Below are 25,919 nucleotides of genomic sequence, written 5' to 3'. Positions count from 1 at the left end.
CGGTCGTTCAGCGCGACATCAACCAGTCGTGCGCCGGGTCGTTCTTGAAGTGCCATTCGCGGCGGGGACCGGCCATTACGTTGAGGTAGTAGCCGCGATAGCCGTGCGGCATCACCACCGGGTGGTAGCCGCGCGGCACCATCACCACGTCGTGATCGCCGACCGCCATCGATTCGTCCAGGTCGCGCGCGTCGGTGTACACGCGCTGGAAGGCGAAGCCCTGCGGCGGGTCGATGCGGTGGTAGTAGGTTTCCTCCAGTGCGCTTTCGGAGGGCAGGTTGTCGGTGTCGTGCTTGTGCGGCGGGTAGCTGGAGGAGTGCGCCGCCGGCGTGACCACCTCCACCACCAGCAACGATTCGGCCGGCTCGGTTTGCGGGAGGATGTCGCAGACGTAGCGCGTATTGCTGCCCTGGCCGCGGGTCGAGCGTTGCATGCCGGCCGCGGGAATCAGGCGGACCGGCCAGCGGCCGCCGGCCGGCGCGGTGGCCAGCGCCAGCTCCACGGCGTCGTGCGCCGTGATCTCGAACTGCGTGCCGGGCGGTGCGTAGACGGCATCGGGCGAACATTCGTCAAACACGCTCCGGCGGCCCCCCAAATGCTCGAAGCGTTGCGCGTCGGCAAGAACGTCGGCGCTGCCGCTCAATACCACCAGACAGCCTTCGCGACCGGCGGGCAGGAGCAGCCGCAGGCTTTCGCCCGGCGCGAGACGGAACGCCTCGAAGCCCACGTGTTTCCAGCCCGCCGACGCCGGCGTGACCTTGACGATCTCGCGGCCCTGCGGCCGTCCCTTCGCCAGCAAGCTCATGCGGCCTCCCGCGACGGCGAACCGTCGAGCAGTGCGCGCAGGGTGCGATAGCCCTTGCCGGCATAGGCGTAGCTGGGCGCGACAGCCGGGTCCTGTTCCGCCTCGACCACCAGCCAGCCCTGGTAATCATGCGTGCGCAGAATATCGATGATCGCGGCGAAGTCGATGGCGCCATCGCCGGGGACGGTGAACACGCCGTTCAACACGGCGTCGAGGAAGCTCCATTGCCGATTGAACGCGTGGCGGATCATGGCCGGGCGCACATCCTTGCAATGTACATGGCAGACGCGACGGACGTGCTTGCCGAGGATGTCCAGCGGGTCGCCGCCGCCGAAGCAGGCGTGACCACTGTCGAACAACAGCCCGACTTCCTCGCCGGTGTACGCCATGACATGGTCGATGTCGTCGGGTGCTTCCACGTAGGCACCCATGTGGTGGTGATACGCCAGCCGTACGCCGTGCTTCAGCAGGTAACGACCGAATGCGGTGAGCCGCTCGCCGTAGCGCCGGAAGGCATCGTCGTCGCGGAAGCGCGGGCGCTTGTACAGCGCTACCGACGGCTCGCCCTGGATGGAATCGGCCACTTCGCCGTACACCATCACTCGGCAGCCGTTTTCGGCGAGCAGGCGCAGGTGCGGGCCGACTGCGGCGATTTCCTCCGCCACCGAATGCCGCGCGAGCCGGCCCGAGTACCAGCCGGACACTACCTCCAGGCCATAGCCGGCCATCAGCTCGCGCAGGGCTGCCGGTTCGCGCGGAAACTTGTTGCCCAGCTCGAAGCCCTGGTAGCCGATGGCACGGCCTTCGGTCAGCGCGGTCGACAGCGGTGTCTCGCCGCCGAGCGCAGGGAGGTCGTCGTTGCTCCAGCTGATCGGGTTGATGCCGATCTTTACGTCGAAATGCTTAGCCATGGGTCTTCTCTGCCGGTACGTCAGGCTGTCGTTGCTGCTTGGCTACCTCGTACTGGCGACGTGCCGCGCGCACGTCCGCTCGCTCGGACACTTCGGGCACGGCCACGTCCCACCAGCAGCCGCCCTCGGTGGTAGTGCGGCGATGGTCGGTGTCGATGGCAATCAGATAGGTGCGAGTAGCGGCGCGGGCACGGCGCAACGCCTGTTCCAGCTCGGCGATGTTGCGCACGTGCTCGGCTTCGGCGCCCATGGCGCGTGCGTGCGCCGCGAAGTCGATGCGCGGCGCGCCATCCGGTCCGTGCAGGCAATCGTCCAGCCGGCAGTCATCCAGCATGTTGTTGAACGGCGCGCCGCCGCACGCCTGTTGCAGGCGATCGATGCAGCCATAGCCGCGGTTGTCCAGCACCACCACGATCAGCTTGTGGCCAAGCATCACCGACGTGGCGATTTCGGCGTTGAGCATCAGGTAGCTGCCGTCGCCGAGCATCACGATCACCTCGCGATCCGGTTTGGCCATCTTTACGCCAAGGCCGCCGGCGATCTCGTAGCCCATGCAGGAGTAGCCGTACTCCATGTGGTAGCCGCCTGGCGTTTCGGTACGCCACAGTTTTTCCAGCTCGGCCGGCAGCGTGCCCGCGGCGCCGACCACGATGTCCGTGCGCGCGGAGTCGCCATGCGAACGCTGCACCGCACCGATGATCTCGCCGTCGTAGGGCAACGTGCCGGCCGGGAGTTCGCGCCGGCTGGTGATGCCGTCCACGATGGCGCGCCACGCGGCCGCGGCGCGCTCGGCGCGCTCGCGCCATGCGCCGTCGGCACACCACGGACCGAGCGCGGCGGACAGGGCGCCCACGCCCAGCCGCGCATCGGCAAGGATCTGCACGTCGCCGCCTTTCAGCGCGTCGTAGCCGTTGACGTTGAGGGTGACGATGCGCGCCGCGCGGTACAGCGCCCTGGAGCCGGTGGTGAAATCCTGCAGGCGCGTGCCGATCGCCAGCACGAGGTCGGCCTCGGCCAGCAGATCATTGGCCGCACTGGCGCCACAGACACCAGCCGGTCCCAGTTGCAGCGGGTGATGCCATGCCAGCAAGCCCTTGCCGGCCTGGGTCTCGGCGACCGGTACGCCGTGCGCTTCGGCAAATTCGCGCACCGCTGTGCCGGCACCGGCGTACAACGCGCCGCCGCCGGCGAGCAGCACCGGACGTCTGGCGTCGCGCAAGGCTTGTGCGGCCGCGGCCACGTCGTCGCCAGCCGGCGGCACGCTGCGGAATGCGTGCACACGTTCGGCGAAGAAGCTCGCGGGCCAGTCCCAGGCTTCGGCCTGCACGTCCTGCGGCAGCGCCAGCGTGACTGGGCCGCACAGCGCGGCATCGGTCAACACATGCATGGCGCGAGGCAGGGCGCTGAGCAGCTGTTCCGGGCGCACGATGCGATCGAAGTAGCGCGACACGGTGCGGAAGCAGTCGTTGACGCTCACGGTGCCGTCGCCGAAATCCTCCAGCTGCTGCAGCACCGGATCCGGCGCGCGCGAAACGAAGGTGTCGCCCGGCAGCAGCAGCACCGGCAAGCGGTTGACGTGCGCCAGGGCGGCGGCGGTGAGCAGGTTGGTGGCGCCGGGACCGATCGAGGTGGTCACCGCCATCATGCGTCGCCGCATGTGCGCCTTGGCGTAGGCGATGGCGGTATGGGCCATCGCCTGCTCGTTGTGCGCGCGATACGTCGGCAGCCGGTCGCGCTGCCGGTACAGCGCTTCTCCGAGCCCGGCCACGTTGCCATGGCCGAAGATCGCGAACACACCGGCAAACAAAGGCAGCAGGTCTCCGCTCTCTTCGTCGCGTACTTGCTGCGCGACGAGATAGCGCACCAGTGCCTGGGCCATGGTCAATCGTATGGTGGCGCTCATGCCGTGACTCCATCGCCTCGCGCGTGTGCCTCGCGCGCCTGTCGCCAGAGTCCCGCGAGTTCGGCGAACTGCTGCGCCGCCTGCGTCACCAGCGTGGCGTCGTCGACCTCGCCACGCAGCCACGCACGTGCCGGTTCCAGGAACAGGCTCCGGCCGACCGCGAAGCCGCGGCAACTCGCGCTGCGCGCGGCGGCATGGAAGCCTTCGGCCAGTTCGGCGAACGGCGCATTGAGGCCGAGCAGCACGACGCCACGGCAATACGGATCGCGCTCGGCGATGAGTGCATCGATCGCGGCCCAGTCCGGCGCGGGCAGGGGCGCCAGCTTCCACCATTCGGGACGGAGCCCCAGGTTGTAGATGCGCTTCATGGCGCGCAGCATGCGTCCACCCGGTGTGCCGTTAGCGTGCGGGTTGATTGGCGGAATCACTTCCAGCAGCAGCTCGTGGCCGCTCTGCAGCACGGCGTCGTACAACGCGCGCAGCTGGGTTTCCTGTTCCAGCCGCGTTTCCGGGGTGCCGTCGGGGTCGAACGGCACCAGGCATTTGACGACGTGCTCGGCCGGCCAGTGCTGCAGCTGGCTGCCAAGCGAGCGGCCGTATTCGAACTCGAGCGGGTTGGAGCCGGGCATTTCCACCGGACGGCCGATCCACCAGCCGCGGCCGGTGGCCGCGTTCAAGGCATCCTGGCCGTAGCGTTGGTCGATCAGCACGCCCACCCGCTGTTGCAGGCCGAGTTCCTGCTCCGTGCGGGCTACGGCGTCGACCAGCAACTGCTTGAACCGGGGCAGGCGCGACTCATCCGCCCCGCATTCGCGGGCCAGCTCATAAAGCTGGCTGCGATGATCGAAGGCGAAAATGTGCAGGTCGTTCCAGACCCGGCGCGGCACGCTCACGCGATGCAGGTGCGCCAGCTCCTTGTCATCGTCGGGCCGCTGCAGATGCTCGTCGTGGGCAAGAAAATAGTCCAGCTCCGCGCGGCTCGGCATGGCCGGCGCGCAACCGTGCCGCGATACCACCAGGGCGCCGCAGGCGTTGGCATATCGGCAACTGCGCTCGATGCCCTCGCCGCGCAGCCAGCCGTACAGGAAGCCGGCCATGAAGGCATCGCCGGCGCCCAGCACGTTGAGCACCTCCACGCGCGTGCCGCCGTAGGTCGGTGCCTGCCCGAGGTGGGCCGGCACGGCGTCCTCGATCACGCTGCAGCCGAACGCGCCGCGCTTCACGACCAGGGTGCCCGCGGTGACCGCGCGGACCGTGCGCAGGGCAGCCATAAGGTCGGGGCTGCCGCCGGCGATCTGGAATTCCTCCTCGGTGCCGACGATCAGGTCGAACCGGGGCAGGATCGTCTGCAGATGCGCGGTGACGCCGGCATCGGCGATGAAGCGCGTCTCGCCATCGCCGCGGCCGGTCAGGCCCCACAGCGCCGGACGGTAGTCGATATCCAACACGGTGCGCACGCCATGTCGGCGCGCGAAGCCCAGCGCCTTGACGCTGGCGGCATGTACGCCAGGCGTGGAAAAGTGCGTGCCGGTGATCGCGAGTGCGCGGCTGGAGGCGATGAATGCCTCGTCGACGTCATCCTCGTCGAGCGCCATGTCCGCGCAGTTTTCGCGATAGAAGATCAGTGGAAAGGTTTCCCGATCCTTGATGCCGAGCAACACCAGTGCCGTCAGGCGCTGGCTGTCGGTGCCCACCTGGCTGACATCGCAACCTTCGTGGAGCAGCGTTTCGCGCAGGAAGCGCCCCATGTGGTCGTCGCCGACCCGGCTCAGCATCGCCGTGCGCAGGCCGAGCCGCGCCGTGCCGAAGGCGACGTTCGCGGAGGATCCGCCCAGGTATTTCGCGAAGCTGGTGGCATCCTCCAGCCGCGCGCCCGGCTGCTGGGCGTAGAGGTCCACCGCGAGGCGGCCCAGGCAGATCAGGTCGTAGTTGCGTTCGTTCATCGCTGGCCACTTGTGCAGGGGAATGGGCGCGTGGGCGGGGTTCAGGCTGTGGCACGGCCTTCCAGTTCGTCGATCAGGCCCTGGATCTCCGCGCTGCCGGACATCATTTCGAGTACCTCTCCTTCGCTGATCCCGCTTTTGGAGAACGTGCCCATGGAGCGGCCGCGGTTCAGCACGGTGAAGCTGTCGCCGATCGGGTAGGCGTGATGCACGTTGTGGGTGATGAAGATCACCGAGATGCCGCGCTCGCGTGCGGTATGGATCAGCTTGAGCACGTTGCAGCTCTGCGTGACCCCGAGCGCCGCGGTCGGCTCGTCGAGGATCAGCACGCTGGCGCCGAAGTGGATCGCGCGCGCAATCGCCAGGCACTGCCGCTCGCCGCCGGACATGGTGCCGACCGGCTGGTTGGGCGAACGCACGTGGATGCCCATCTCGGCGAGCTTGCGGACCGAGACGTCCGCCGCATACGTCATGTCCATCACCGGGATCACGCCGAACAGCTTGCGCGTCGGCTCGCGCCCGGCAAAGAAGTTGCGCGCCACACTCATCAGCGGCACCAGTGCGAGGTCCTGATAGACGGTGGCGATGCCCCGGTCCAGCGCCTCGCGCGGCGACTTGAAGTTCACCTCCCGGCCCTCGATCAGATAGCGGCCGCGATCCGGGCGGTGCACGCCGGCCAGCGTCTTGATCAGGGTGGACTTCCCGGCGCCGTTATCGCCTAGCAGGCAGTGCACTTCACCCCGGCGCAGGCGCAAGGTGACATCCTTCAGCGAAATCACCGTGCCGAAGAATTTGCTGATGCTTTCGAGCTGCAGGACGTAATCGTGGTTGTCCGCGCTGGTCATGGCGACGTCCTCACTTGTCCGCGGCTGCATGCGAACGGCCTGCATGCGTACGGATGTAGTGGTTGAACAGCACCGCCAGCAGCAGCATGCCGCCGAGGAACACGCGGTACCAGTCCGAGTTGATGGCGGTATAGGAGATGCCGACCTGCACCACGCCGAAGATCAAGGCGCCGAAGCAGGCTCCCAGCACGGAACCGTAGCCACCGGTGAGCAAGGTACCGCCGATCACCGCCGCAATGATGGCTTCGAACTCCTTTTGCAGGCCGCGATCGGCCGCTGCGGAGCCGACTTCGGCTACCTGCAGCACGCCGAACAGGCAGGCGCAGAACGCCGTGAGCACGAACAGGCTGATCTTCACCCGGTTCACCGGGATGCCCGCATTCTTGGCCGTGTTGTTGTCGCCGCCGACGATGAACACCCAGTTGCCGAAGCGCGTGCGCGACAGCACGAAGCCCGCGCAGCCGGCCAAGGCCAGCCACCAGAGCAGTACCTTGGGCATCCCGCCGACCACCGGCTCCCCGGTCGGCAGCTTGTCGATCAGGCCGGCATGGGCGAGCCACCCGAACAGTGGTTGGAACGTGCTGCCCTGAAACAGCGTGCGCACGATGGGATCGGTGCCCAGCTTGTCGCCGATGCCGCTGACGATGGTGCTGTTGGAAAAATAGGTGGACAACACCAGGGTCAGGCCGCGCAGGATGAACATGAAGGCCAGGGTCACGATGAAGCTGGGCAGTCGGGTGCGCACCACCAGGTAGCCGTTCAGCCATCCCAATGCCATGCAGCCGGCGAATGCGAACAGTACCGACGCCCAGACGGGCCAGCCCAGGAACGTCGCCGGCACCGCCACCATCATGCCGGCGAAGCCGATCATCGAACCGATCGAAAGGTCGAATTCGCCCGCGATCATCAGCACGCAGGCGCCGACGGCAAGGATGCCGAGATAGGCGGCGACCTGGGCCCAGGTCATCACGCCGTCGAGGTTGAACATGCCCGAGTCGCCGGCAAAGATGCCGAACAGCACGAACACCAGCACCGCGCCGGCAATCGAGCCGAACTCGGGGCGGTTGAACAGGCCGCGCCACGGCGAGACACGCCGGACGCGTTCGTCGGCCCCGGCGCTACGCTGGTTCGGCGTGGGGGTGACGGCGGCTTGCGAAGTCGTCGTGCTCATGCAGTCTCCGATATCACTGCGCCGGGCTCGGTGTCCCGACGGCACCGTTTCCGATCGTTCAACGGTATTGGCCGGCGTATTTCGCGACCAGGTCCACGTTGTCCCTGGTGACGTAGGCCGGGCCGGTGCTGACTCCGTCCGCGCCATAGACGGGCTTCAACCTGTACGCTTTCAAACGCTCCTGGAATTTCGGGTTGGCCTTCAGCCTGGCAAGGATCGCGGCCGGGTCGCGCGTGTGGTCCTGGTGCACGATGGCGAGCGCGGCGATCGCCATGTAGCCCTGCAGATAGGGCTGCTGGTCGATTGCGAAGGCGATATCGCCGCTCCTGATGCCCGCGATGATGGTGGGCGACAGGTCGAAAGTGCAGAAGTAGATCTTGCCGGCAAGGCCCATCTTGCGCAGCGCCTGCAGCGCGGGCTCCGCCGAACTGGGGCCGAGCGCCAACATGGCCTGGGTGCCGGAATGGATGCGCAGGTAGGCGCTTGTCTTGCTCTGCACCACGATGGGATCCACGCCGGAATCAATCATCGATTGGCGCACGTCGACACCGAGGGCATCGGCGAAACCCTTGCAGCGCTGGAACGAAGCCGCATTGGTGGCGTAGTGGTTGACGCAGACGAACGACGTGATGCCGGCCGCCCGGGCGCGTTCGCCGGCCGCCTTGCCCGCCGCGTACTCCGGCTGCCCGATGTGCATTATTGCGCCCAGTTTCGCGCTCTCCTGCGGCGTGCCCGAGTTGATCGTGACGATCGGGATGCCCTTGGCAGTGATGCGGGCGGCCGGCTTGGACAGCACGTCGTAGTCGGCGATGTCGAAGGCCACGCCATCGTAGTTGCGCGCGGCCGCCAGTTCGAGAAGCCGCGCCATGCCGGCCAGATCGCCGTCGGGCGGGTTGCGGTAATCCACTTTGACACCATAGTCGTCGCCGGCCTGCCGGATCGCGTTCTTGACCGTATTCCACCAGACGTCCGAGTCGGCGGCATGACTGATCAGCACGACGTGCCCGTTCGTGGGTGGATCGTCTGCCGCAAACCCTGCCGTGATGCCGACAAGCGTCAGGACAAATGCCGATATCCATCGAGAACGCATGCGGCCTCCAGAGTGTCGGTTCCGGTCAGTCCGGCAGTTCACGAATGCGCGACGCCGGAACATTACGCGGACTGAGTGAGGATAGGAACATTTATGCAAAATGCAACTTGCATTGCACCAATGACATTTTTGGAAACTTACTTCCATTTGAGGGCGGGCTCGCCCTGGAAGAGCGCCCCGCGGCTGCCGGGTCGGGGCTGACATGCGACCGGCACCAGGCCCAGCGCGCTTCGCGGCATTGGTTTGCCAGCTACGCTCCCTGTCGCCCGGTGAACCGGACTGATTGCGGGGGTTGCGGTCGATGGCCACAACGACACGGTGCCTCCATTCATCCATGCCACATGGCTTATGGCATGTCGGAATCAGTGCTTGGGCCACAAGCTTTCGGCACATCTCCTGATGCCGTGTTGGAGCGCGAGTCCAGCCAGCAGTCGACGGGCTCCGGATAGCCCAGCAAATACCCCTGGCCCATCTCGCAGCCCATCGCCATCAGCGCGTCGCGTTGGGCCCGGGTCTCGATGCCCTCGGCGATCACCTGGATGTTCAAGGCGTGAGCGAGGGCGAGAATGGCGGCCACGACCGTCGTGCTGTTGGTATTGCCGGTCTTGTCGAGCTCCTGCACGAACGCCTTGTCGATCTTCAGCATGCGCAGCGGCAGCGAGTGCAGATAGCTGAGTGACGAATAGCCGGTGCCGAAATCGTCGAGCGCTGCACCGATGCCGACCTCGCGCAATCGCTCCAGCGTCGCACGCACGATTTCAGGATTGTCCAGCAGCGCACCCTCGGTGACTTCGGCGATCAACCGTGATGGCGCCAGGCCGATCGCTTCGACCATGCGGATCAGGCGAGCATCGAAATCCGGATGGCGCAGATGCAGTGCCGACACGTTGAACGTCATGAAGGCATCCTTCGCGCCGTACCGTGACAGCAGTCCGCAGCTGAGCTCGAACATGCGCCAGTCGATGGCTTCGATCAGGCCGCTGTCCTCGGCGACCTTGAGGAAGTCGCCCGGTTTGAGCAGGCCGAGTTGCGGATGGTTCCAGCGCATCAACGCCTCGTAACCCACGACCTTGGCATCGCAGAGGCGGCAGATCGGCTGAAAATACGGTTGGAACTGATCGTGATGCAGCGCCTGGCGCAACTCTCCCTCCATGGCGAGCACGTCGACCATGCCCTTGGCCAGCGTTTCGTCGAACACCACGAAGCGCTTGCGCCCCAGTTCCTTCGCCCGGTACAGCGCAATGTCTGCATCGCGCAGCAGTTCGTCGGCATCCACATAGTGGGCGTCGCCACCGGCGATGCCCACGCTGACGGATGGCTCCAGCTCCTTGCCGGCGATCTTCAGCGGCAGGCCGAGGGTGGCCAGCACGCGCTGGGCCACCGTGATGGCGGCATCCGGCACATCGATATCTTCCAGCAGGATGGCGAACTCGTCGCCAGCCAGCCGCGCCACCATGTCCGGTTCGCGCACGCAGCGCTGGAGGCGGTTGGCGATGGCTTTCAGGAAGGCGTCGCCGGCGAGGTGTCCGAGGCTGTCGTTGATCACCTTGAAGCGATCCACGTCCAGATACAGCAGCGCGCAACGTCGATGCGGATGGCGCTGGATCAGTGCGAGGACGCGTTCGATGCGGTCGCGCAGAAAGCCGCGGTTAGGCAGGCCGGTCAGCGAATCGTGCATGACCTGATGCTTGAGCTGGCGCTGGATCTGCTCACGTTGAGCGATCTGCTGGCGTAGCTCCAGCGTGCGTTCCTCCACGCGATGCTCAAGCTGCAGGTTGGCCTGGTGCAACGACGTGGCGGCCCGGCGCCGATGAATGCTGTTGGCGATCTGCAACGCGGCGAAGCTCAGCAGTTCCTCGTCGGCCACGCTGTAGACCACCGCTTCGGTGTAACTCTGCACCGCCACCAGTCCGATCACCTCGTCGCCCACCATCAGCGGCACGCCGAGCCAGCACAGCGCGGGGCTGCCCATGCCTTTCAGGGAAACCTGCCCCTGCCGCTCCAGTTCCACGATGTCGGCGAGGCCGGCCCGCAACGGCTGGCCTCGGCGCAACACGTACTCGGTCAGGCCCCGACCGAGCGTGCGCCGGTCCCTGTGGCGTTCGGTACCGTCGACAAAGTAGGGAAACTCCAGTGTTTCGTGGTCCGGCGCGAGCAGCGCGATGAAAAAGTTTTCCGCGTTCAGCAGCGCGCCGACCACCGCGTGCACGCGCTTGTAGAACTCGCTCTCGTCGATGTCGGCGGTGGCCAGCTGGGCCAGCTGGAACAATGCGCCCTGCAATCGCTCGGCGCGCTGCAGTTCGACGATATTGTGCTGCAGATCGCGATTGACCTGCGCCAGCTCCTGGGTGCGTTTGCGCACGCTTTCCTCCAGGCGCTCCTTGCTCTGCTTGCGTTCCAGCGCCGTCAGGATGTGGCTGCCGACGAACTCCAGCAGCGCCTGGTCGTCGTGCGAGTAGACGATGCCCTTGTCGTAGCTTTGCACCACCAGCGCGCCGTGCACCTGGCCTTCGCGCAATATCGGCACGCCGAGCCAGTCGTCGCTGTTCGGCCCCTCCCAGGTCAACGGCCCGCTCACCTGGGCCAGCAGCTGTTCGTTGTTGCCCATCAACGGCTTGCCGCCCGTGAGCAAATGCCAGGTCAGCGTGTCGCGCCGATCCTCCAGCGGAAAGTCCCGGGTGGTGTCGGGGACGTCGTCGTCCTTGATGTCGGAGTAGTACAGAAAACGCATCGTGCGACGGTCGGCGTCATGTTTCACGATAAAGAAGTTCTCGCCGTACATCAGCGTGCTGACGATCCGGTGGATGCTCTGCAGCATGTCCGGCATGTCCAGTTCGGAACTGGCCAGGTCGGAAATCGCGAACAATGCGCTCTGCAGGTTCTCGGAGTGCTCCAGCTGGTTGTGCGAGTCGTACAAGTCGGCCAGCTTCATGGCGTGATGCAGATGGCGCGCGGCCAGCCGCAAACCCGGCTCGACGGCCGCCAGCCAATCGTGGGCGCACACGCCCGCACCCAGCGTCACCAGCAGCACCACCCGTTCCGGACGCAACAGGCAGAAGGCCAGATGGTTTCCATCGGCAGGCGACTGCTGCTGACTCCCGGCGGCCGCGAGGGCAGCCAGCGCCTGCGCCTGCCGATCGGCGTCGGGCGCGGTCGGCGGGACGCTGTTCAGACAAGCGCCGTCAGAGGCCACCCACAGCACGGCCGCCTTGCGGCAGCCGGCCTGGGCCTCGGCCAGTTCCACGATGATCCCGCCGACCTCGTCGGGCGTGGTGGCGTCGATCAAGCCGCCGAGCCATGACAGGGCCGGGTTGTCCGCGCGGGGCTGAGCGCCATTGAAATGAGTCTGGATCACGGCAGCATGGCCCCTGCTCGGGCCAGAGGCGCCGGGACGGGGCCTCGATCAACTTCGCAGGCCGTGAGGCGGATACGAGGCGGATTCCTGCTACGCATGAACAGCATATCGGCAGGTTGCCGCTTATCCGTAGGCCCCGCAAGCCTGGGTTTTACAGGTCACGTTGGCGGGCGCGCGTGAAACCCATCGATGACCATCAAGCGAAACGTGATGGCTCAGGGCCGCGCTTCAACGGCGCATGCTCCGCCCGCCATGGCCGGCGGGAAAGGCCGCTGCGGCGACATGCACGCAGGGCCAAGTGATGCGGGCGACGGGCGCGGTGGCCAACGCCCGCTTCCACGTCGGCGCCCGGCGAACTGCCGACTTCAGGCGCGGCCGTAGACGTCGTCGAAGCGCACGATGTCGTCCTCGCCCAGGTAACTGCCGGACTGCACCTCGATCAACTCCAGCGCCACCTTGCCGGGATTGCGCAGGCGATGCTTGCTGCCCAGCGGGATATAGGTGCTCTGGTTTTCGCCGAGCAGGAACACCTTGTCGTCGCAGGTGACCTCGGCGGTGCCCGAGACCACGATCCAGTGTTCGGCGCGGTGGTGGTGCTTCTGCAGGCTCAGGCTGGCGCCGGGCTTGACCACGATGCGCTTGACCTGGAACCGTTCGCCTTCCTCCAGCGAGTCGTAACTGCCCCACGGCCGGTACACCACGCGGTGCAGCGAATGCTCGCTGCGGCCGGCGGCCTTCAGCTGCTCGACGATCTTCTTCACGTCCTGCGCGGCATCGCGGTGCGCCACCAGGGTGGCGTCCGGCGTGGTCACCACGATCAGGTCGTCGACACCGACGGTGGCAAGCAGATGGCGCTCGTGCGAGCGCAGCAGCGAGTTGCGCGTGTCCACCGGCATGGTGTCGCCTTCGCGCAGGTTGCCGTCGGCGTCCTTGTCGCCGGTCAGCCACAGCGCCGACCACGAGCCGATGTCGCTCCATGCGCAGCTGACCGGGATCACCGCGGCGCGCTGGGTCTTCTCCATCACCGCGTAGTCGATCGACTTGTCCGGCACCAGTGCGAACGCGTCATGGTCGATGCGCACGAAGTCGAGATCGGTCGAGGCTTTCGCGTGCGCCTCGCGCACGGCGGCGAGCATCGCCGGCGCGTGCGCGGCCAGTTCCTCCAGGTAGCGCGAAGCCTTGAACAGGAACATGCCGGAGTTCCAGTCGTAGCCGCCGTCGGCGAGGTACGACCCGGCGGTGGCCAGGTCCGGTTTCTCGACGAACTGCTCCACGCGAAAGCCGTGATCGTCGATCGCCTCGGCGCGGCGGATGTAGCCGAAGCCGGTCTCCGGGCGATCCGGGCGGATGCCGAACGTCACCAGCCAACCTTGCGCGGCCAGCGGCAGCGCCTGCCGCACCGCCTCGACGAAGGCAGCGGTGTCGCCGATCAGGTGATCGGCCGGCAGTACCAGCAGCACGGCGTCGGCATCGCACTGCAACGCCTGCAACGCACCCAGCGCGATCGCCGGCGCGGTGTTGCGCGCCAGCGGCTCCAGCACGATGGTGGCGTCTTCGATGCCCGCTTCCAGCAACTGGTCGGCGGCGAGGAAACGGTGGTCCTCGCTGGCCACCACGATCGGCGCGGCGACGTGCGGCAGCTGCCGGGTGCGCGCGATGGTCTGCTGGAACAGCGTGCCCTTGCCGGCCAGCGCGAGGAACTGTTTGGGCAGGTTCTTGCGCGAAACCGGCCACAGCCGGGTACCGCTGCCGCCGCTGAGGATGAGGGGGATCAACATGACTGAGTCCTTGTTCAATGCCCGGACGCGGCAAGCCGGCGCATCACGTTGCGCAGGCCGTGCTGCCAGTCGGGCAGCGGGAAATCGAAAAGCTGCCGGAAACCGCCATTGTCCAGCAACGACCAGGCAGGGCGCACCGCCGGTGTGGGGAATTCGGCACTGCTGATCGGAATCACCCGCGGCGCCCGGGCAAGCATACCCAGCGCCGCGGCCTGTTCGAAGATCGCGCTGGCGAAGCCGTGCCAGCTGGTGGCGCCGCTGGCGACCAGGTGATGCGTGCCGGCCAGTGCGCGACGCTGCGAACTGTCGGACTGCAGCCAGCGGTCGAGGGCGGCGAGGGTGCCCTCCACGATCAGCCCGGTGTCGGTGGGCGCGCCGTGCTGGTCGGCCACCACGCGCAGCTCGTCGCGCTCGGCGCCCAGGCGCAGCATGGTGCGCAGGAAGTTGTGGCCGTGCGCGGCGTAAACCCACGCGGTGCGCAACGTCAGGTGATCGGCGCCGCTGCCCTGCAGCGCCTGCTCGCCGGCCAGCTTGCTGCGGCCGTAGGCGCCGAGCGGGGCGGTGGGCGCGTCGACCGCATACGGCTGCGACTGACTGCCGTCGAACACGTAGTCGGTGGAGTAGTGGATCAGCAGTGCGCCATGCGCCGCCGCCCAGCGGGCAAGCACGCCGACCGCCTCGCCGTTGACGCGGGTGGCCAGCGCTTCTTCCTGCTCGGCGCGGTCGACCGCGGTGTATGCGGCGGCATTGACGATCACGTCCGGCCGCACGCGGTCGAGCAGGGCGGGCAGCGACTCGGGGATCGACAGGTCGGCGATCTCGCCATGGCCACCGTGCGTCAGTGCACCGTCCCGGCTGGCGACGGTCAGCTCGCCGCGGGCGGCCAGGCCACCATGGTCAAGAAACGTGCGGCCGAGCTGGCCGTTGGCGCCGAGCAACAGGGTCTTCATGGTTCGTAGACCGGCAGCCGCTCGGGCGGAACGTCCTCGAGCAGCGGCGTCCTGCCGTCCTTGTCCGACAACAGCGGTTCGCTCAGCGGCCAGTCGATGCCGAGCGTGGCGTCGTTCCAGCGGATGCCGGCGTCCGCCTTCGGGTCGTACAGCGCGGTGCACTGGTAGGTGAAGGTGGCGAACTCCGACAGCACGCAGAAGCCGTGCGCGAAACCTTCCGGCACCCAGAAGTGGCGATGGTTGTCGGCGGTCAGCATAACGCCGACCGACTGCCCGAACGTGGGTGAGCCGCGGCGGATGTCCACCGCCACGTCGTAGACCTCGCCTTCGAGCACGCTGACCAGCTTGCCCTGCGGATTCGGCCACTGGTAATGCAGGCCGCGCAACACGCCGCGCGCCGAGCGCGAGACGTTGGATTGGATGAAGCGATGGTCGACGCCAGCCTCGCGGTACTTCGCCTCGTTGTAGCTTTCGTAGAAGAAGCCGCGGGCATCGCCGAACACCTGTGGCTCCAGGATCAGGGCGCCAGGCAGGGCGGTTTCGACCACTTTCATCGCACGGGGCCTTGCCGGGTCAGCTGCTGCAGGTACTGGCCGTAGCCGGTCTTGGCCAGCGGTGCGGCCAGCGCCAGCAATTGTTCGGTGTCGATCCAGCCATTGACGTAGGCGATCTCCTCCGGGCAGCACACCTTGAGGCCCTGCCGGTTCTCGATCGTCTCGATGTAGTTGCCTGCTTCCATCAGCGATTCGTGGGTGCCGGTATCGAGCCAGGCGAAGCCGCGGCCGAGCTGCTCCAGGTGCAGCGAGCTGTCGTCGAGGTAGCAGCGGTTGAGGTCGGTGATCTCCAGTTCGCCGCGCGGCGAGGGCTTCAGCGAGGCGGCGTAGTCGCACACCTGGGCGTCGTAGAAGTACAGGCCGGTGACGGCGTAGTGCGACTTCGGTTGGGCCGGCTTTTCCTCCAGCCCGATCACCTTGCCGGCGGCGTCGAACTCGGCAACGCCGTACCGCTCCGGGTCCTTGACCCAGTAGCCGAACACCGTGGCGCCACGCTCACGCGCGGCGGCGCGCTTGAGGCGCTCGGTGAAGCCGTGGCCGTAGAAGATGTTGTCGCCCAGCACCAGGCAGCTGGGCTTCCCGTCGATGAAGTCGCGGCCGATGGTGAATGCCTGCGCCAGCCCGTCCGGCGAGGGCTGCACCGCGTAGCGGATATCGATGCCCCATTGCGAGCCGTCGCCGAGCAGGCGCTGGAACATTTCCTGTTCGTGCGGCGTGTTGATCACCAGCACCTCACGGATGCCGGCCAGCATCAGCGTGGCCAGCGGGTAGTAGATCATCGGCTTGTCGTACACCGGCAGCAACTGCTTGCTGATCGCGCGGGTGATCGGGTGCAGCCGGGTGCCGGAACCGCCGGCGAGGATGATGCCTTTCTGTGTGTTGCTCATGAACCCGTCCTTTCTGTTCTCGGCTTTCATGAGCCGAGGCGCTCCATGCGGTAGCTGCCGTCGAGCACACGCTGCACCCACGGTTGCTGCGCCAGATACCAGTCCACTGTCTGCGCGATGCCGGTTTCGAAGGTCTGCGACGGCTGCCAGCCCAGCTCGGTCTGCAGCTTGCTGGAGTCGATTGCATAGCGGCGGTCGTGGCCGGGGCGATCCTTGACGTAGGTGATCAACGACTCGCGCGTGCGGCCGTCGGCCAGCGGCCGGCGCGCGTCCAGCAGGGCGCAAATGGTCTTCACCACGGCGATGTTCTCGCGCTCGGCATTGCCGCCGACGTTGTAGGTTTCGCCCACCCGACCGGCCTCCAGCACGCGGCGGATCGCGCTGCAGTGATCGCCCACGAAGAGCCAGTCGCGGATGTTCAGCCCATCTCCGTAGACCGGCAGCGCTTCGCCGGCCAGCGCCTTCTGGATCACCAGCGGGATGAGCTTCTCCGGGAACTGGTACGGCCCGTAATTGTTCGAGCAGTTGGTGGTCAGTGTCGGCATGCCGTAGGTGTGGTGGAACGCGCGCACCAGGTGATCGGATGCCGCCTTCGACGCGGAGTACGGCGAGTTCGGTGCATACGGCGTGGTTTCGGTGAACTTGCCTTCTGCACCGAGCGAACCGTAGACCTCGTCGGTCGACACGTGCAGAAAGCGGAAGCCGTCGCGGGCATCGCCTGCGAGCCCGCGCCAGTAGTCGCGCGAACTCTCCAGCAGGCCCAGCGTGCCAACCACGTTGGTCTGCACGAACTCGGCCGGACCGTCGATGGAGCGGTCCACATGCGATTCGGCGGCGAAGTTGACCACGGCATCGGGGCGATGCTCGGCCAGCAACCGGGCCACCAGCGTGCGGTCGCCGATGTCGCCGTGCACGAACACATGGCGTTCATGGCCGGCCAGCGAGGCCAGCGTGTCGGGGTTGCCGGCGTAGGTCAGTTTGTCCAGGTTCACCACACGCAGCCCGTCGGCCACCGCCTGCAGGACGAAATTGGCGCCGATGAAGCCGGCGCCACCGGTGACCAGAAGGGTTTTGACGCCTGCGGGGGAGTGATTCATCAAATACGTCCATGAGGGGCGGGGGCGGTCGGGCAAGCGCTGGCCCGGCAGCCGGCAAATGATGCCCGTTCCGGGCACCGCGGCCAAGCGCAGGGCCATGCCGGCGACGGCGCAAGGGCAAAAACCGCGGCGTTTAACGGCGCATTTTGCGCAGGACTATCTGAACGCCAAGTTCCTGCACGGTCGGCAAGTGCCTGCGTAAAGGCTAAGATGAGCGACTTTACAACGTAGACGCACCCCGCCACTGCGGGCTGTGAGGAAGCCGATGAAAGCTGCCGCAAAGCAAGTCCATGGCATGGGCACCCGGGCGATCCACGCCGGACAGCACCCCGACCCCAGCACCGGCGCCATCATGACGCCCATCTATGCCACCTCGACCTACGTGCAGGAGAGCCCGGGCAAGCACAAGGGCTACGAATACTCGCGCACCCAGAACCCGACGCGGATGGCCTACGAGCGCTGCGTGGCGGACCTGGAAGGCGGTGTGGCCGGCTTTGCCTTCGCTTCCGGCCTGGCCGCTGCGGCGACCGTGCTGGACCTGCTCGATTCGGGCAGCCACGTCATTGCCATGGACGACCTCTATGGCGGCACCTACCGCCTGTTTGAGAAAGTGCGCCGGCGTTCAGCCGGGCTGGACTTCAGCTTCGTCGACCTCAACGACGTCAAGGCGCTCAAGGCGGCGCTGAAACCCAATACGCGGATGATCTGGGCCGAAACCCCGACCAATCCGATGCTCAAACTGGTCGACCTGGCCAAGGTCGCCGCGTTCGCCAGGAAGCATGGTTTGATCCTGGTCGTCGACAATACCTTCTGCTCGCCGATGATCCAGCGCCCGCTGGAATACGGCGCGGACCTGGTGCTGCATTCGGCCACCAAGTACCTCAATGGGCATTCCGACATGGTTGGCGGCATCGTGGTTGCCGGCAGCAAGGAACTCGCCGAGCAGATGGGTTTCCTGCAGAACTCGGTCGGCGCCGTCGCCGGCCCGTTCGATTCCTTCCTCGCCATGCGCGGCCTGAAGACCCTGCACCTGCGCATGAAGGCCCATTGTGAGAGCGCGCTGGAACTGGCGAAGTGGCTGGAAAAGCATCCGGCGGTCGAGCGCGTGATCTACCCCGGCCTCAAGAGCCATCCGCAGCATGCCCTGGCCAAGCGCCAGATGGACGGCTTCGGCGGCATCATCACGATCGAAGTGAAGGGCGGCCTGAAAAGAGCCCGTCGCATGCTCGAACGCTGCGAACTGTTCGCACTGGCCGAATCGCTCGGCGGTGTCGAAAGCCTGATCGAACACCCCGCCATCATGACCCACGCTTCAGTGCCCGCAGCCAACCGCAAGCGGCTGGGCATCAGCGACGGGCTGGTGCGGCTGTCGGTGGGGGTGGAGGATGTGGAAGATCTCCGCGCGGAGCTGGCTGCAGCGCTCGAATGATTGCGATCTTCTACTGGACGAATGGATGGGGTTATTGACTTGGATCTTCCGGCTATTTCAACCAAGCAGCGTTCGACACCGGGACCGTTCAGTGCGCTGCTGACGCATCGATCGTTGACCTTTGAGTTGGCTAAGCGCGATGTCCTGGGACGTTATCGAGGCGCCAGCTTCGGTTTGCTTTGGTCTCTGATCAGTCCGTTCCTGATGTTGATGGTTTATTCGTTCGCCTTCGGTTTCGTAATGAAGGCGAAATGGCCACAGACGGATAACGCGCACGCCCACTACTCGATCATTCTGTTCGTCGGCTTGATCGTGCACGGTTTTTTTGCTGAATGCCTCAGTCGGTCGCCACATCTGATTACCGGCAACGCAAATTTCGTCAAACGGGTGATCTTTCCTCTGGAGATCCTGCCGTGGCCGATGGTGATGTCCGCGCTGTTCCACACGTTCATGAACTTTTTGGTGTTTGTGGCATTGCATTTGGCGCTTGATCATACGATGGCGTGGACGATCCTCTTTTTACCGTTGGTGATGTTGCCGTTGGTGCTGTTGACAATGGGTGTGTCATGGCTGCTTGCGGCGCTCGGGGTCTATTTGCGAGACATCAGCCAGATCACTGGGGTGTTGGCCACCGCGATGTTGTTCCTGTCCACGGCGATGTTTCCGGTAACGGCCTTGCCGCCCGAATACCGTTGGTTGCTGATCATGAATCCATTGAGCTTCATCATTGACCAGGCGCGCGAAGTGGCTCTGTGGGGAAACTATCCCAATTGGAGCGGGCTGGGCATCTACACGTTGTGCGCGCTGGCGGTGCTGTACCTGGGATATGCGGCGTTTCGACTGACGCGGCGGGGATTTGCCGATGTCATCTGATGCCGTAATCCACGTTGAAAGGATGAGCAAGGCATTTCCTGTCTATGACAAGCCAATGCATCGTCTTTATCAGATGCTTTCGGTGCGTTCGGCCAAGCGTCGCTGGTATCGCGAGTTTCAGGCATTGCGAGATATCAACCTCACTGTTCGTCAAGGCGAGACGCTGGGCATTGTGGGACGCAATGGTTCGGGCAAATCGACGTTGTTGCAGATAATCTGCGGCACGCTCGAACCATCCGCAGGAAGCGTGCAGGTGCGCGGACGCATTGCAGCGCTGCTGGAGCTGGGTGCGGGGTTCAATCCGGAATTCACTGGTCGCGAGAACGTGCTGTTGTATGGGACGGTGCTCGGACTCACGCGGACACAAGTCGAACAGCGATTTGACGAGATTGCCGCGTTTGCAGATATCGGCGACTTCATGGATCAACCGGTCAAGTGCTATTCGAGTGGCATGTATGTGCGTCTAGCCTTTGCCGTGGCCATCAACGTGACGCCCGATATCCTGGTCGTCGATGAAGCCCTGTCGGTGGGCGACGAGGCTTTTCAGCGAAAATGTTTCGCTCGCATCAACCGCATTCGCGACGATGGCGCTACCGTGCTCTTTGTCTCGCACTCGGCCGGCATCGTCACGCAGCTATGCGACCGTGCCGTGCTGCTGGATCGCGGCGAGTTGCTTTCGAGCGGCTCGCCAAAATTCGTGGTTTCGCGATATCACAAGATGCTGTATGTCCCGCCGGATCGTGCAGATGCGGTGCGCGATGCGATCCGCGTTGAACAAGAGGACATCGAACAAGTGGCCGAGATGCCAGAAATGTCCGAAGCCGATCGTCAGGACATGCAGCTGGTCGCTTCGACAACGCCGGAGCGCAACGACAGGTCGCCTGATCCGGGCCCGGACGCGCAAGGCTGGTTCGATGAGGGGTTGCTGCCGAAAAGCACGGTGCGCTACGACACCAGGGGCGCGCGAATTACCACGCCCCATATCGAGACACCCGATGGTCGCAAGGTCAATGTGCTGCGTTCCGGCGGTCAATACGTCTACGTCTATCGCGTCGAATTCGAGCAAGCTGCAACTTCGGTGCGCTTCGGTATGCTGATCAAGACTCTGACCGGGTTGGAATTGGGTGGCGGGACGAGCAGCCTGCCGCAGCATTCGATACCGTTGGTCGAGGCGGCCCAGACAGTCGAGGTGCGTTTCAGCTTTCGTTGCCTGCTGGATGGTGGCACCTATTTCTTCAATGCTGGCGTGCTGGCTCGCATCGCCGAAGAGGAGACCTACATCGATCGTCTGATCGATGCCGCGATGTTTCGCGTCATGCCTCAGCCGGAGCGGCTGGCCACCGGCATCGTTGATTTCTGCGTGGCATCGAGCACCAGCGTGATGGACAGCCGCAAGGTGCAGGCATGACTCTGCAACGATCTGCGCGACGCCAGGCTCTGTTGGTAATCGGAATGCATCGTAGCGGGACCTCCGCACTGACTCGTTTGCTCAACCTGCATGGCGTGACGCTGGGTTCCGACTTGTTACAGGCAGCGGCCGACAATGAAACGGGCTTCTGGGAAAATCGGCATATCGTGCGCTTTCATGAGCGTCTGCTGGCTGAACTCGGTTCCAGCTGGGACGATCCCCGCGAGTTGCGCGAAGGCTGGCTTGAGCAATTACAGGCAGCTGGCTTTCTCGACGAGCTGATGGCGCTGATCGCCGGCGAATTCGGCGATGCACCGATCTGGGCGGTCAAGGATCCACGCCTGTGTCGGCTGCTGCCATTGTGGCTGATGGCGCTGGAGAAATTGGGAATCGAGGCGAAGCTGATTTTCGCGATTCGTCACCCAGGCGAAGTGGTGGGTTCGCTGGTGCAGCGCAATGGGTTGCCAGCAGCGATCGCCTCTCTGATCTGGTTGCGACATCTCCAAGAGCCGGTAAAAGCATCGCGCTACGGGCGTCGCTGCATCGTCGATTACGACGTTTTGCTGGGTGATTGGCGCAGTACCGTGGAGCTCATCGCGACAAGCCTAGAAGTGCAGTGGCCAGTACCGTCATCCAGCTGCAGCAGCCAGGTCGATGCTCACTTGCGACATGATCTGAGGCATCAGCATGCCGCATCGGCGCAGAACTTGCTTCCAACGGCATGGCGTGAGGCCATGCTTGGCATCCACGCTTGCAGCACGGCGTTGATGCTGGGGCATGCTGGGTGGACGGAGCTTGAAACGCTGCTGGATGCGCTCATTGGGCACTTCGAGTTCGCGCGACCCTTGGTGGCCGAGCTATCGCCAAAATCGAGTCAGGACCAATTGTTGGTGCAGTTTGCCCTGCTTGAAAAGGGGCAAGAGGCCTACCGGGACGAAGCGACGCGCCTGTTCAAGGAAAGCAGCGACGCGCATCGTGAGGCTGCGAGGTCCATGCAGGAAGCTGCGGATCTTAGATGCCAGGTGATTAACCTTGTGCGGGAAATGGCCGTCGCCAAGGCGGAAGCAGAGCATGTCCGGCTGGAGCTTGAGCGAACGCGAGACATGCTGCAGGCCGAAGTGATCGAGGCACGCGGCGAAATCGCCAAGCGCAACGCGCGCATACGCGGGCTGGAACAGGTGCGCGCCGAGCGCGACATGATCATCGCCAGCCGCTCATGGCGATGGACGCGGCCATTTCGCTTGACCTTGCGCGTGCTGCGCGGTGGCGGTCGGCTCGGCAAATCCGATCGCGAGCAATTGAGACGTTGGCTCGGACGAAGCGTCGCACCGCCGCACGCGATCGCTATCCCTCCCTTCGACGCGGCTATGCCAGATACAGCCATGACTGCGCCGATGACTGGGCCGGCGGCGTGGTTAATGCCGCAAACTGACGGCAAGCGTGATGTGTTCGTGTGGGCGGTGATCGATTGGCATTTTCGTATCCAGCGCCCGCAGCATCTGGCGCGCGAATTGGCTGAAGCAGGTCATCGCGTGTTCTATGTGTCGAACAACTTTATTGACCGGCAGGATCCTGGCTTCGTAATTGAGCCGCTGGGAAAAGATGATGGTCGCCTGTTCCGAGTTCAGCTGCATCTCAAGGGCAGCCCGGCGATCTACCATGCGATTCCTACCCCGGATGCGCAACAGCAGTTGCGCGCCAGCGTCGGCCTGTTGCTGGCGTGGACGCGCAGCCGTTCGTGTCTCTCCCTGGTGCAGCATCCATACTGGCTGGAAACGGCGCATGTGCTACCCAACAGGCGGCTGATCTACGATTGCATGGATCACCATGGGGGGTTCGCCGATAACAGTGCGGAGGTGCTCGCGCGTGAACTCGATCTGATGCGCACATCCGATCTGTTGGTAGTGACGTCGGAATGGTTGTACGAAGAAGCGCGCAAGTACAACTCGCGACGATTGATGGTACGCAATGCATGCCAGTACGAACATTTTTCCGAGCGGCCTGAGCAGATATTCAAGGACAAGGCAGGGCGCAAGGTAATTGGTTACTACGGTGCCATTGCGGAATGGTTCGATCTCGATCTCGTGGAGCAAGTGGCACAGCGTTTTTCCGAATGTCTGGTTTTGATGGTGGGTGCCGACACCACTGATGCGCAGGGACGTCTGCAGCACATTGCCAACGTCGAGTTTGTCGGCGAGGTACCGTATACGGATCTGCCGTTCTATCTGCATGGCTTCGACGTGTGCATGCTGCCGTTTCTCGTGATTCCGCTAACCCTCGCCACCAACCCAGTCAAGGTCTACGAATACCTGAGCGCGGGCAAGGAAGTGGTGTCGATCGCGCTTCCTGAAATTCGCCAATTTGGTGATCTGGTGCGCACGGGGGATGATCACGCCTCATTTATTGCTGCAGTTGACCAAGCACTCCGGGTCGTGCCCGATCCGGTCGCAATTGCACAGCGTCAGCGCTTCGCCGCCGAGCAAACCTGGGCGCACCGCGTGCACGATCTGATGCAGGGCGTCGACGCGTTGCCCGAGCCGAGGGTCAGCGTGATCGTGGTCACCTACAACAACCTCGACCTGACAAAAATCTGCCTGCGTAGCCTCGAGCTATACAGCGACTACACCAATCTCGAAGTGATCGTGGTCGACAATGCCTCGATCGATGGCACACCGACCTTCCTGGCGGAGTGGGCCACTGCGGGTAAGGATCGCCACATCATTCTCAATCCGGACAACCGCGGTTTCGCAGCAGCCAACAATCAAGGCCTCGCCGCGGCTGATGGCGAATACCTCGTACTGCTCAACAACGACACCCACGTGACGCCCGGTTGGATCGCAACGCTGCTCGCGCACCTGCGTCAATCGAAAACGCTGGGCATGATCGGCCCCGTGACCAACAACATCGGCAACGAGGCACGCATCGACATCAGCTATGACGACATGGATGGCATGCTTCACGCGGCGGCCGATTACACTGCTCGCCACGCGGGGCAGTTGACGGCGTTGCGCACGGCCGCCTTCTTCTGCGTGATGATGCCGCGAGACGTATATGAGAAAGTGGGGCCGTTGGATGAGGCGTTCGGCATCGGCTTCTTTGAGGACGACGACTATTGCCGTCGCGTGGATCAGGCGGGCTGGACCATCGCTTGCGCCGACGATGTGTTCGTGCACCATAACCTCTCAGCCTCGTTCAACAAACTCAAGCAGGAAACGCGGCAGACGCTGTTCGAACAGAACAAAGTGATCTATGAGGCGAAGTGGGGTGCGTGGTCGCCGCACAGATATCGGGGACAATAAGATGCAAACCCCGAAGCCGAAAGGCGTACGGTCTGCAGCCAGGCCGGCCGATCCCAGAGCTTGTAAGGCTCTCGGCGACGTGAAAGCACAGCGAGGCGATTCTGCGTTGCTCGTCGCGGACAGTCTGAGCAGTGGAAGACGTTACGCCGCGACAACCTGTCATGGTGAACCTCACTTTGGTCACGGAGCTACGGCATCTGATGCAGGCCATGGCAGCATCTTCTTCTGAAGGGGATGGCACCGTTGCCTCGCGACATTGGTACGCATCGAAAGATACTAGTCAACCAGGAATTTGAATCTTCGTGGACAATTCAAAACGCATCCTTTGCATCGTCGGTACACGCCCCGAAGGCATAAAAATGGCGCCGCTGATCAAGGCGCTCAAGCGTGAGCCATGGGCTCGGGTGACCGTGCTTGCAACAGCGCAACATCGTGGCTTGCTGGATCAGGTGCTTTCCCTGTTCGATATTCAACCCGATGTGGATCTGGACATCATGCGTCCCAACCAGGCGCTGCCGGAGCTCACCGCGCGCTTGATTACGGCGCTGGACGAGAAATTTGTCGAACTTGCACCTGACGTAGTACTGGCCCAGGGTGACACCACCACGGTAATGACAACGGCTCTGGTGGCATTCTACCGACGCATCCCGTTCGGCCACGTTGAGGCGGGGTTGCGTACCCATGATCTGGACAATCCGTTTCCCGAGGAGATGAACCGTTTGGTCGCTGGGCATCTGGCGCGCTGGCACTTCGTGCCGACCGAACATTCTCGTCAGAACTTGTTGCGAGAGGGCATTGCCGATACGGCGATCCACGTCACCGGCAATACAGTGATTGATGCATTGCTTGAAGTGGCTGCTGCCGAGTGGCCCTTGGGCATTCCGCTCGATCCGAGCAAACGACTGATCCTGGTCACGGCGCATCGTCGGGAAAATTTCGGCGAGCCTTTCCGTGCGATCTGTCGCGCGATCCGTCAGCTGGTGGATCGGTATGAGGATACCGAGGTGCTTTATCCGGTGCACCCAAATCCGAATGTGCAAGCCACGGCGCACGAGCTGTTGGGCGGCCACCCGCGCATCCGTCTATGCGAACCGCTGGACTATGCGCCATTTGTGGAGGCGCAAAAGCGCGCCTATCTGATTCTCACTGACTCCGGTGGTGTTCAGGAAGAAGCGCCTGCGCTCGGCAAACCGGTGCTTGTGCTGCGTACTGAGACCGAGCGCCCGGAGGCGGTGGATGAGGGTGTGGTGCGGCTGGTTGGCACCGACCAGGCAAGCATCGTGGCTGAGGCCTCGCGATTGCTGGATAGCGACAGTGCTTATAGCGACATGGCGCGTGGCGTGTCGCCCTATGGCGATGGTCTCGCAGCGCAACGGATTGTCGCCGTACTGCGGAATGCGCTTGATACAAAGAAGGCGGAGACCTGATCCGGGGGCGCCACTAACCCAAGGGGCATCCGCAAATATGCCCGAGCGCTTCGGGTGTTCTCGCGATGCGCATCGTCTCACGAAACTCTTTGTGACACTTTCGTGTAGGCTTGACGACAACTTCTCTGTGTAGTGGAGAGTTGGATGCCCTCTCGACCGCTCCGCATAACCGTTTTGGGTACCGTAAGGGGTGC

At 64.4% G+C, this 25,919-nt stretch carries 18 protein-coding genes; 5 read left to right on the top strand and 13 right to left on the bottom strand.

Translation table 11 applies throughout. From position 1 onward, the window contains the following. Nucleotides 1–7: 7 nt before the first annotated feature. From iolB to rfbB, 13 genes are all read right to left on the bottom strand, one after another. On the bottom strand, nucleotides 8–805 hold the full coding sequence (gene iolB / locus ACFPME_RS10650; protein ID WP_377305003.1) for a 5-deoxy-glucuronate isomerase: 798 nt from the start codon (nucleotides 803–805) through the stop codon (nucleotides 8–10). Continuing rightward, complete coding sequence (gene iolE, locus ACFPME_RS10645; RefSeq protein ID WP_377305001.1) at nucleotides 802–1,716, bottom strand: myo-inosose-2 dehydratase; 915 nt, start codon at nucleotides 1,714–1,716, stop codon at nucleotides 802–804. Before iolE ends, iolB begins: the two co-directional genes overlap by 4 nt. Further along, on the bottom strand, nucleotides 1,709–3,619 hold the full coding sequence (iolD, locus tag ACFPME_RS10640) for a 3D-(3,5/4)-trihydroxycyclohexane-1,2-dione acylhydrolase (decyclizing) (RefSeq protein ID WP_377304999.1): 1,911 nt from the start codon (nucleotides 3,617–3,619) through the stop codon (nucleotides 1,709–1,711). Before iolD ends, iolE begins: the two co-directional genes overlap by 8 nt. After that, complete coding sequence (locus ACFPME_RS10635; RefSeq protein ID WP_377304997.1) at nucleotides 3,616–5,562, bottom strand: bifunctional 5-dehydro-2-deoxygluconokinase/5-dehydro-2-deoxyphosphogluconate aldolase; 1,947 nt, start codon at nucleotides 5,560–5,562, stop codon at nucleotides 3,616–3,618. Before ACFPME_RS10635 ends, iolD begins: the two co-directional genes overlap by 4 nt. A 41-nt stretch (nucleotides 5,563–5,603) precedes the next feature. After that, entirely contained in the window at nucleotides 5,604–6,407 is an 804-nt protein-coding gene (locus tag ACFPME_RS10630) for an ATP-binding cassette domain-containing protein (protein WP_377304995.1), read from the bottom strand. A gap of 10 nt (nucleotides 6,408–6,417) precedes the next feature. Next, a complete protein-coding gene (locus ACFPME_RS10625; protein WP_377304992.1) occupies nucleotides 6,418–7,578 on the bottom strand; it encodes an ABC transporter permease in 1,161 nt (386 codons plus the stop codon). Nucleotides 7,579–7,636: 58 nt separating this feature from the next. Next, nucleotides 7,637–8,731: a sugar ABC transporter substrate-binding protein gene (locus ACFPME_RS10620; RefSeq protein WP_377304990.1), complete on the bottom strand. Its 1,095-nt coding sequence runs from the start codon at nucleotides 8,729–8,731 to the stop codon at nucleotides 7,637–7,639. A gap of 283 nt (nucleotides 8,732–9,014) precedes the next feature. Beyond that, nucleotides 9,015–12,023, bottom strand: a complete 3,009-nt coding sequence (locus tag ACFPME_RS10615) for a bifunctional diguanylate cyclase/phosphodiesterase (RefSeq protein WP_377304988.1) — start codon at nucleotides 12,021–12,023, stop codon at nucleotides 9,015–9,017. A 365-nt stretch (nucleotides 12,024–12,388) separates the two neighbouring features. Next, the gene (locus ACFPME_RS10610; RefSeq protein ID WP_377304986.1) at nucleotides 12,389–13,801 is read right to left on the bottom strand and encodes a mannose-1-phosphate guanylyltransferase/mannose-6-phosphate isomerase; all 1,413 of its coding nucleotides are present in this window, start codon (nucleotides 13,799–13,801) and stop codon (nucleotides 12,389–12,391) included. A gap of 14 nt (nucleotides 13,802–13,815) precedes the next feature. After that, complete coding sequence (gene rfbD / locus ACFPME_RS10605) at nucleotides 13,816–14,751, bottom strand: dTDP-4-dehydrorhamnose reductase (protein ID WP_377304984.1); 936 nt, start codon at nucleotides 14,749–14,751, stop codon at nucleotides 13,816–13,818. Next, the gene (gene rfbC, locus ACFPME_RS10600) at nucleotides 14,748–15,305 is read right to left on the bottom strand and encodes a dTDP-4-dehydrorhamnose 3,5-epimerase (protein WP_377304982.1); all 558 of its coding nucleotides are present in this window, start codon (nucleotides 15,303–15,305) and stop codon (nucleotides 14,748–14,750) included. Before rfbC ends, rfbD begins: the two co-directional genes overlap by 4 nt. Continuing rightward, entirely contained in the window at nucleotides 15,302–16,192 is an 891-nt protein-coding gene (gene rfbA / locus ACFPME_RS10595; protein ID WP_377304980.1) for a glucose-1-phosphate thymidylyltransferase RfbA, read from the bottom strand. The genes rfbC and rfbA overlap by 4 nt, the downstream gene beginning before the upstream one ends. A 26-nt stretch (nucleotides 16,193–16,218) precedes the next feature. Continuing rightward, nucleotides 16,219–17,289, bottom strand: a complete 1,071-nt coding sequence (rfbB, locus tag ACFPME_RS10590; protein WP_377304978.1) for a dTDP-glucose 4,6-dehydratase — start codon at nucleotides 17,287–17,289, stop codon at nucleotides 16,219–16,221. A 265-nt stretch (nucleotides 17,290–17,554) separates the two neighbouring features. On the opposite strand from rfbB, the gene ACFPME_RS10585 reads away from it, so the two are divergent. The 5 genes from ACFPME_RS10585 (at nucleotide 17,555) to wecB (ending at nucleotide 25,725) form a co-directional block, all read left to right on the top strand. Beyond that, nucleotides 17,555–18,718, top strand: a complete 1,164-nt coding sequence (locus ACFPME_RS10585; protein WP_377304976.1) for a cystathionine gamma-synthase — start codon at nucleotides 17,555–17,557, stop codon at nucleotides 18,716–18,718. Nucleotides 18,719–18,757: 39 nt separating this feature from the next. Further along, on the top strand, nucleotides 18,758–19,591 hold the full coding sequence (locus tag ACFPME_RS10580; RefSeq protein ID WP_377304974.1) for an ABC transporter permease: 834 nt from the start codon (nucleotides 18,758–18,760) through the stop codon (nucleotides 19,589–19,591). Between the two features lie 22 nt (nucleotides 19,592–19,613). Beyond that, nucleotides 19,614–20,999 (top strand): ABC transporter ATP-binding protein, encoded by a 1,386-nt coding sequence (locus ACFPME_RS10575; protein WP_377304972.1) that lies wholly within the window; start codon nucleotides 19,614–19,616, stop codon nucleotides 20,997–20,999. After that, the gene (locus tag ACFPME_RS10570; protein WP_377304970.1) at nucleotides 20,996–24,298 is read left to right on the top strand and encodes a glycosyltransferase; all 3,303 of its coding nucleotides are present in this window, start codon (nucleotides 20,996–20,998) and stop codon (nucleotides 24,296–24,298) included. The genes ACFPME_RS10575 and ACFPME_RS10570 overlap by 4 nt, the downstream gene beginning before the upstream one ends. A gap of 302 nt (nucleotides 24,299–24,600) precedes the next feature. After that, nucleotides 24,601–25,725 (top strand): non-hydrolyzing UDP-N-acetylglucosamine 2-epimerase, encoded by a 1,125-nt coding sequence (wecB, locus tag ACFPME_RS10565; protein ID WP_377304968.1) that lies wholly within the window; start codon nucleotides 24,601–24,603, stop codon nucleotides 25,723–25,725. The last annotated feature ends 194 nt before the right edge of the window (nucleotides 25,726–25,919 follow it).

The organism is Rhodanobacter umsongensis, assembly GCF_042654965.1.
GTDB classification, from domain to species: Bacteria; Pseudomonadota; Gammaproteobacteria; order Xanthomonadales; family Rhodanobacteraceae; genus Rhodanobacter; species Rhodanobacter umsongensis.
This window is presented reverse-complemented; position numbering and strand designations above follow the sequence as displayed.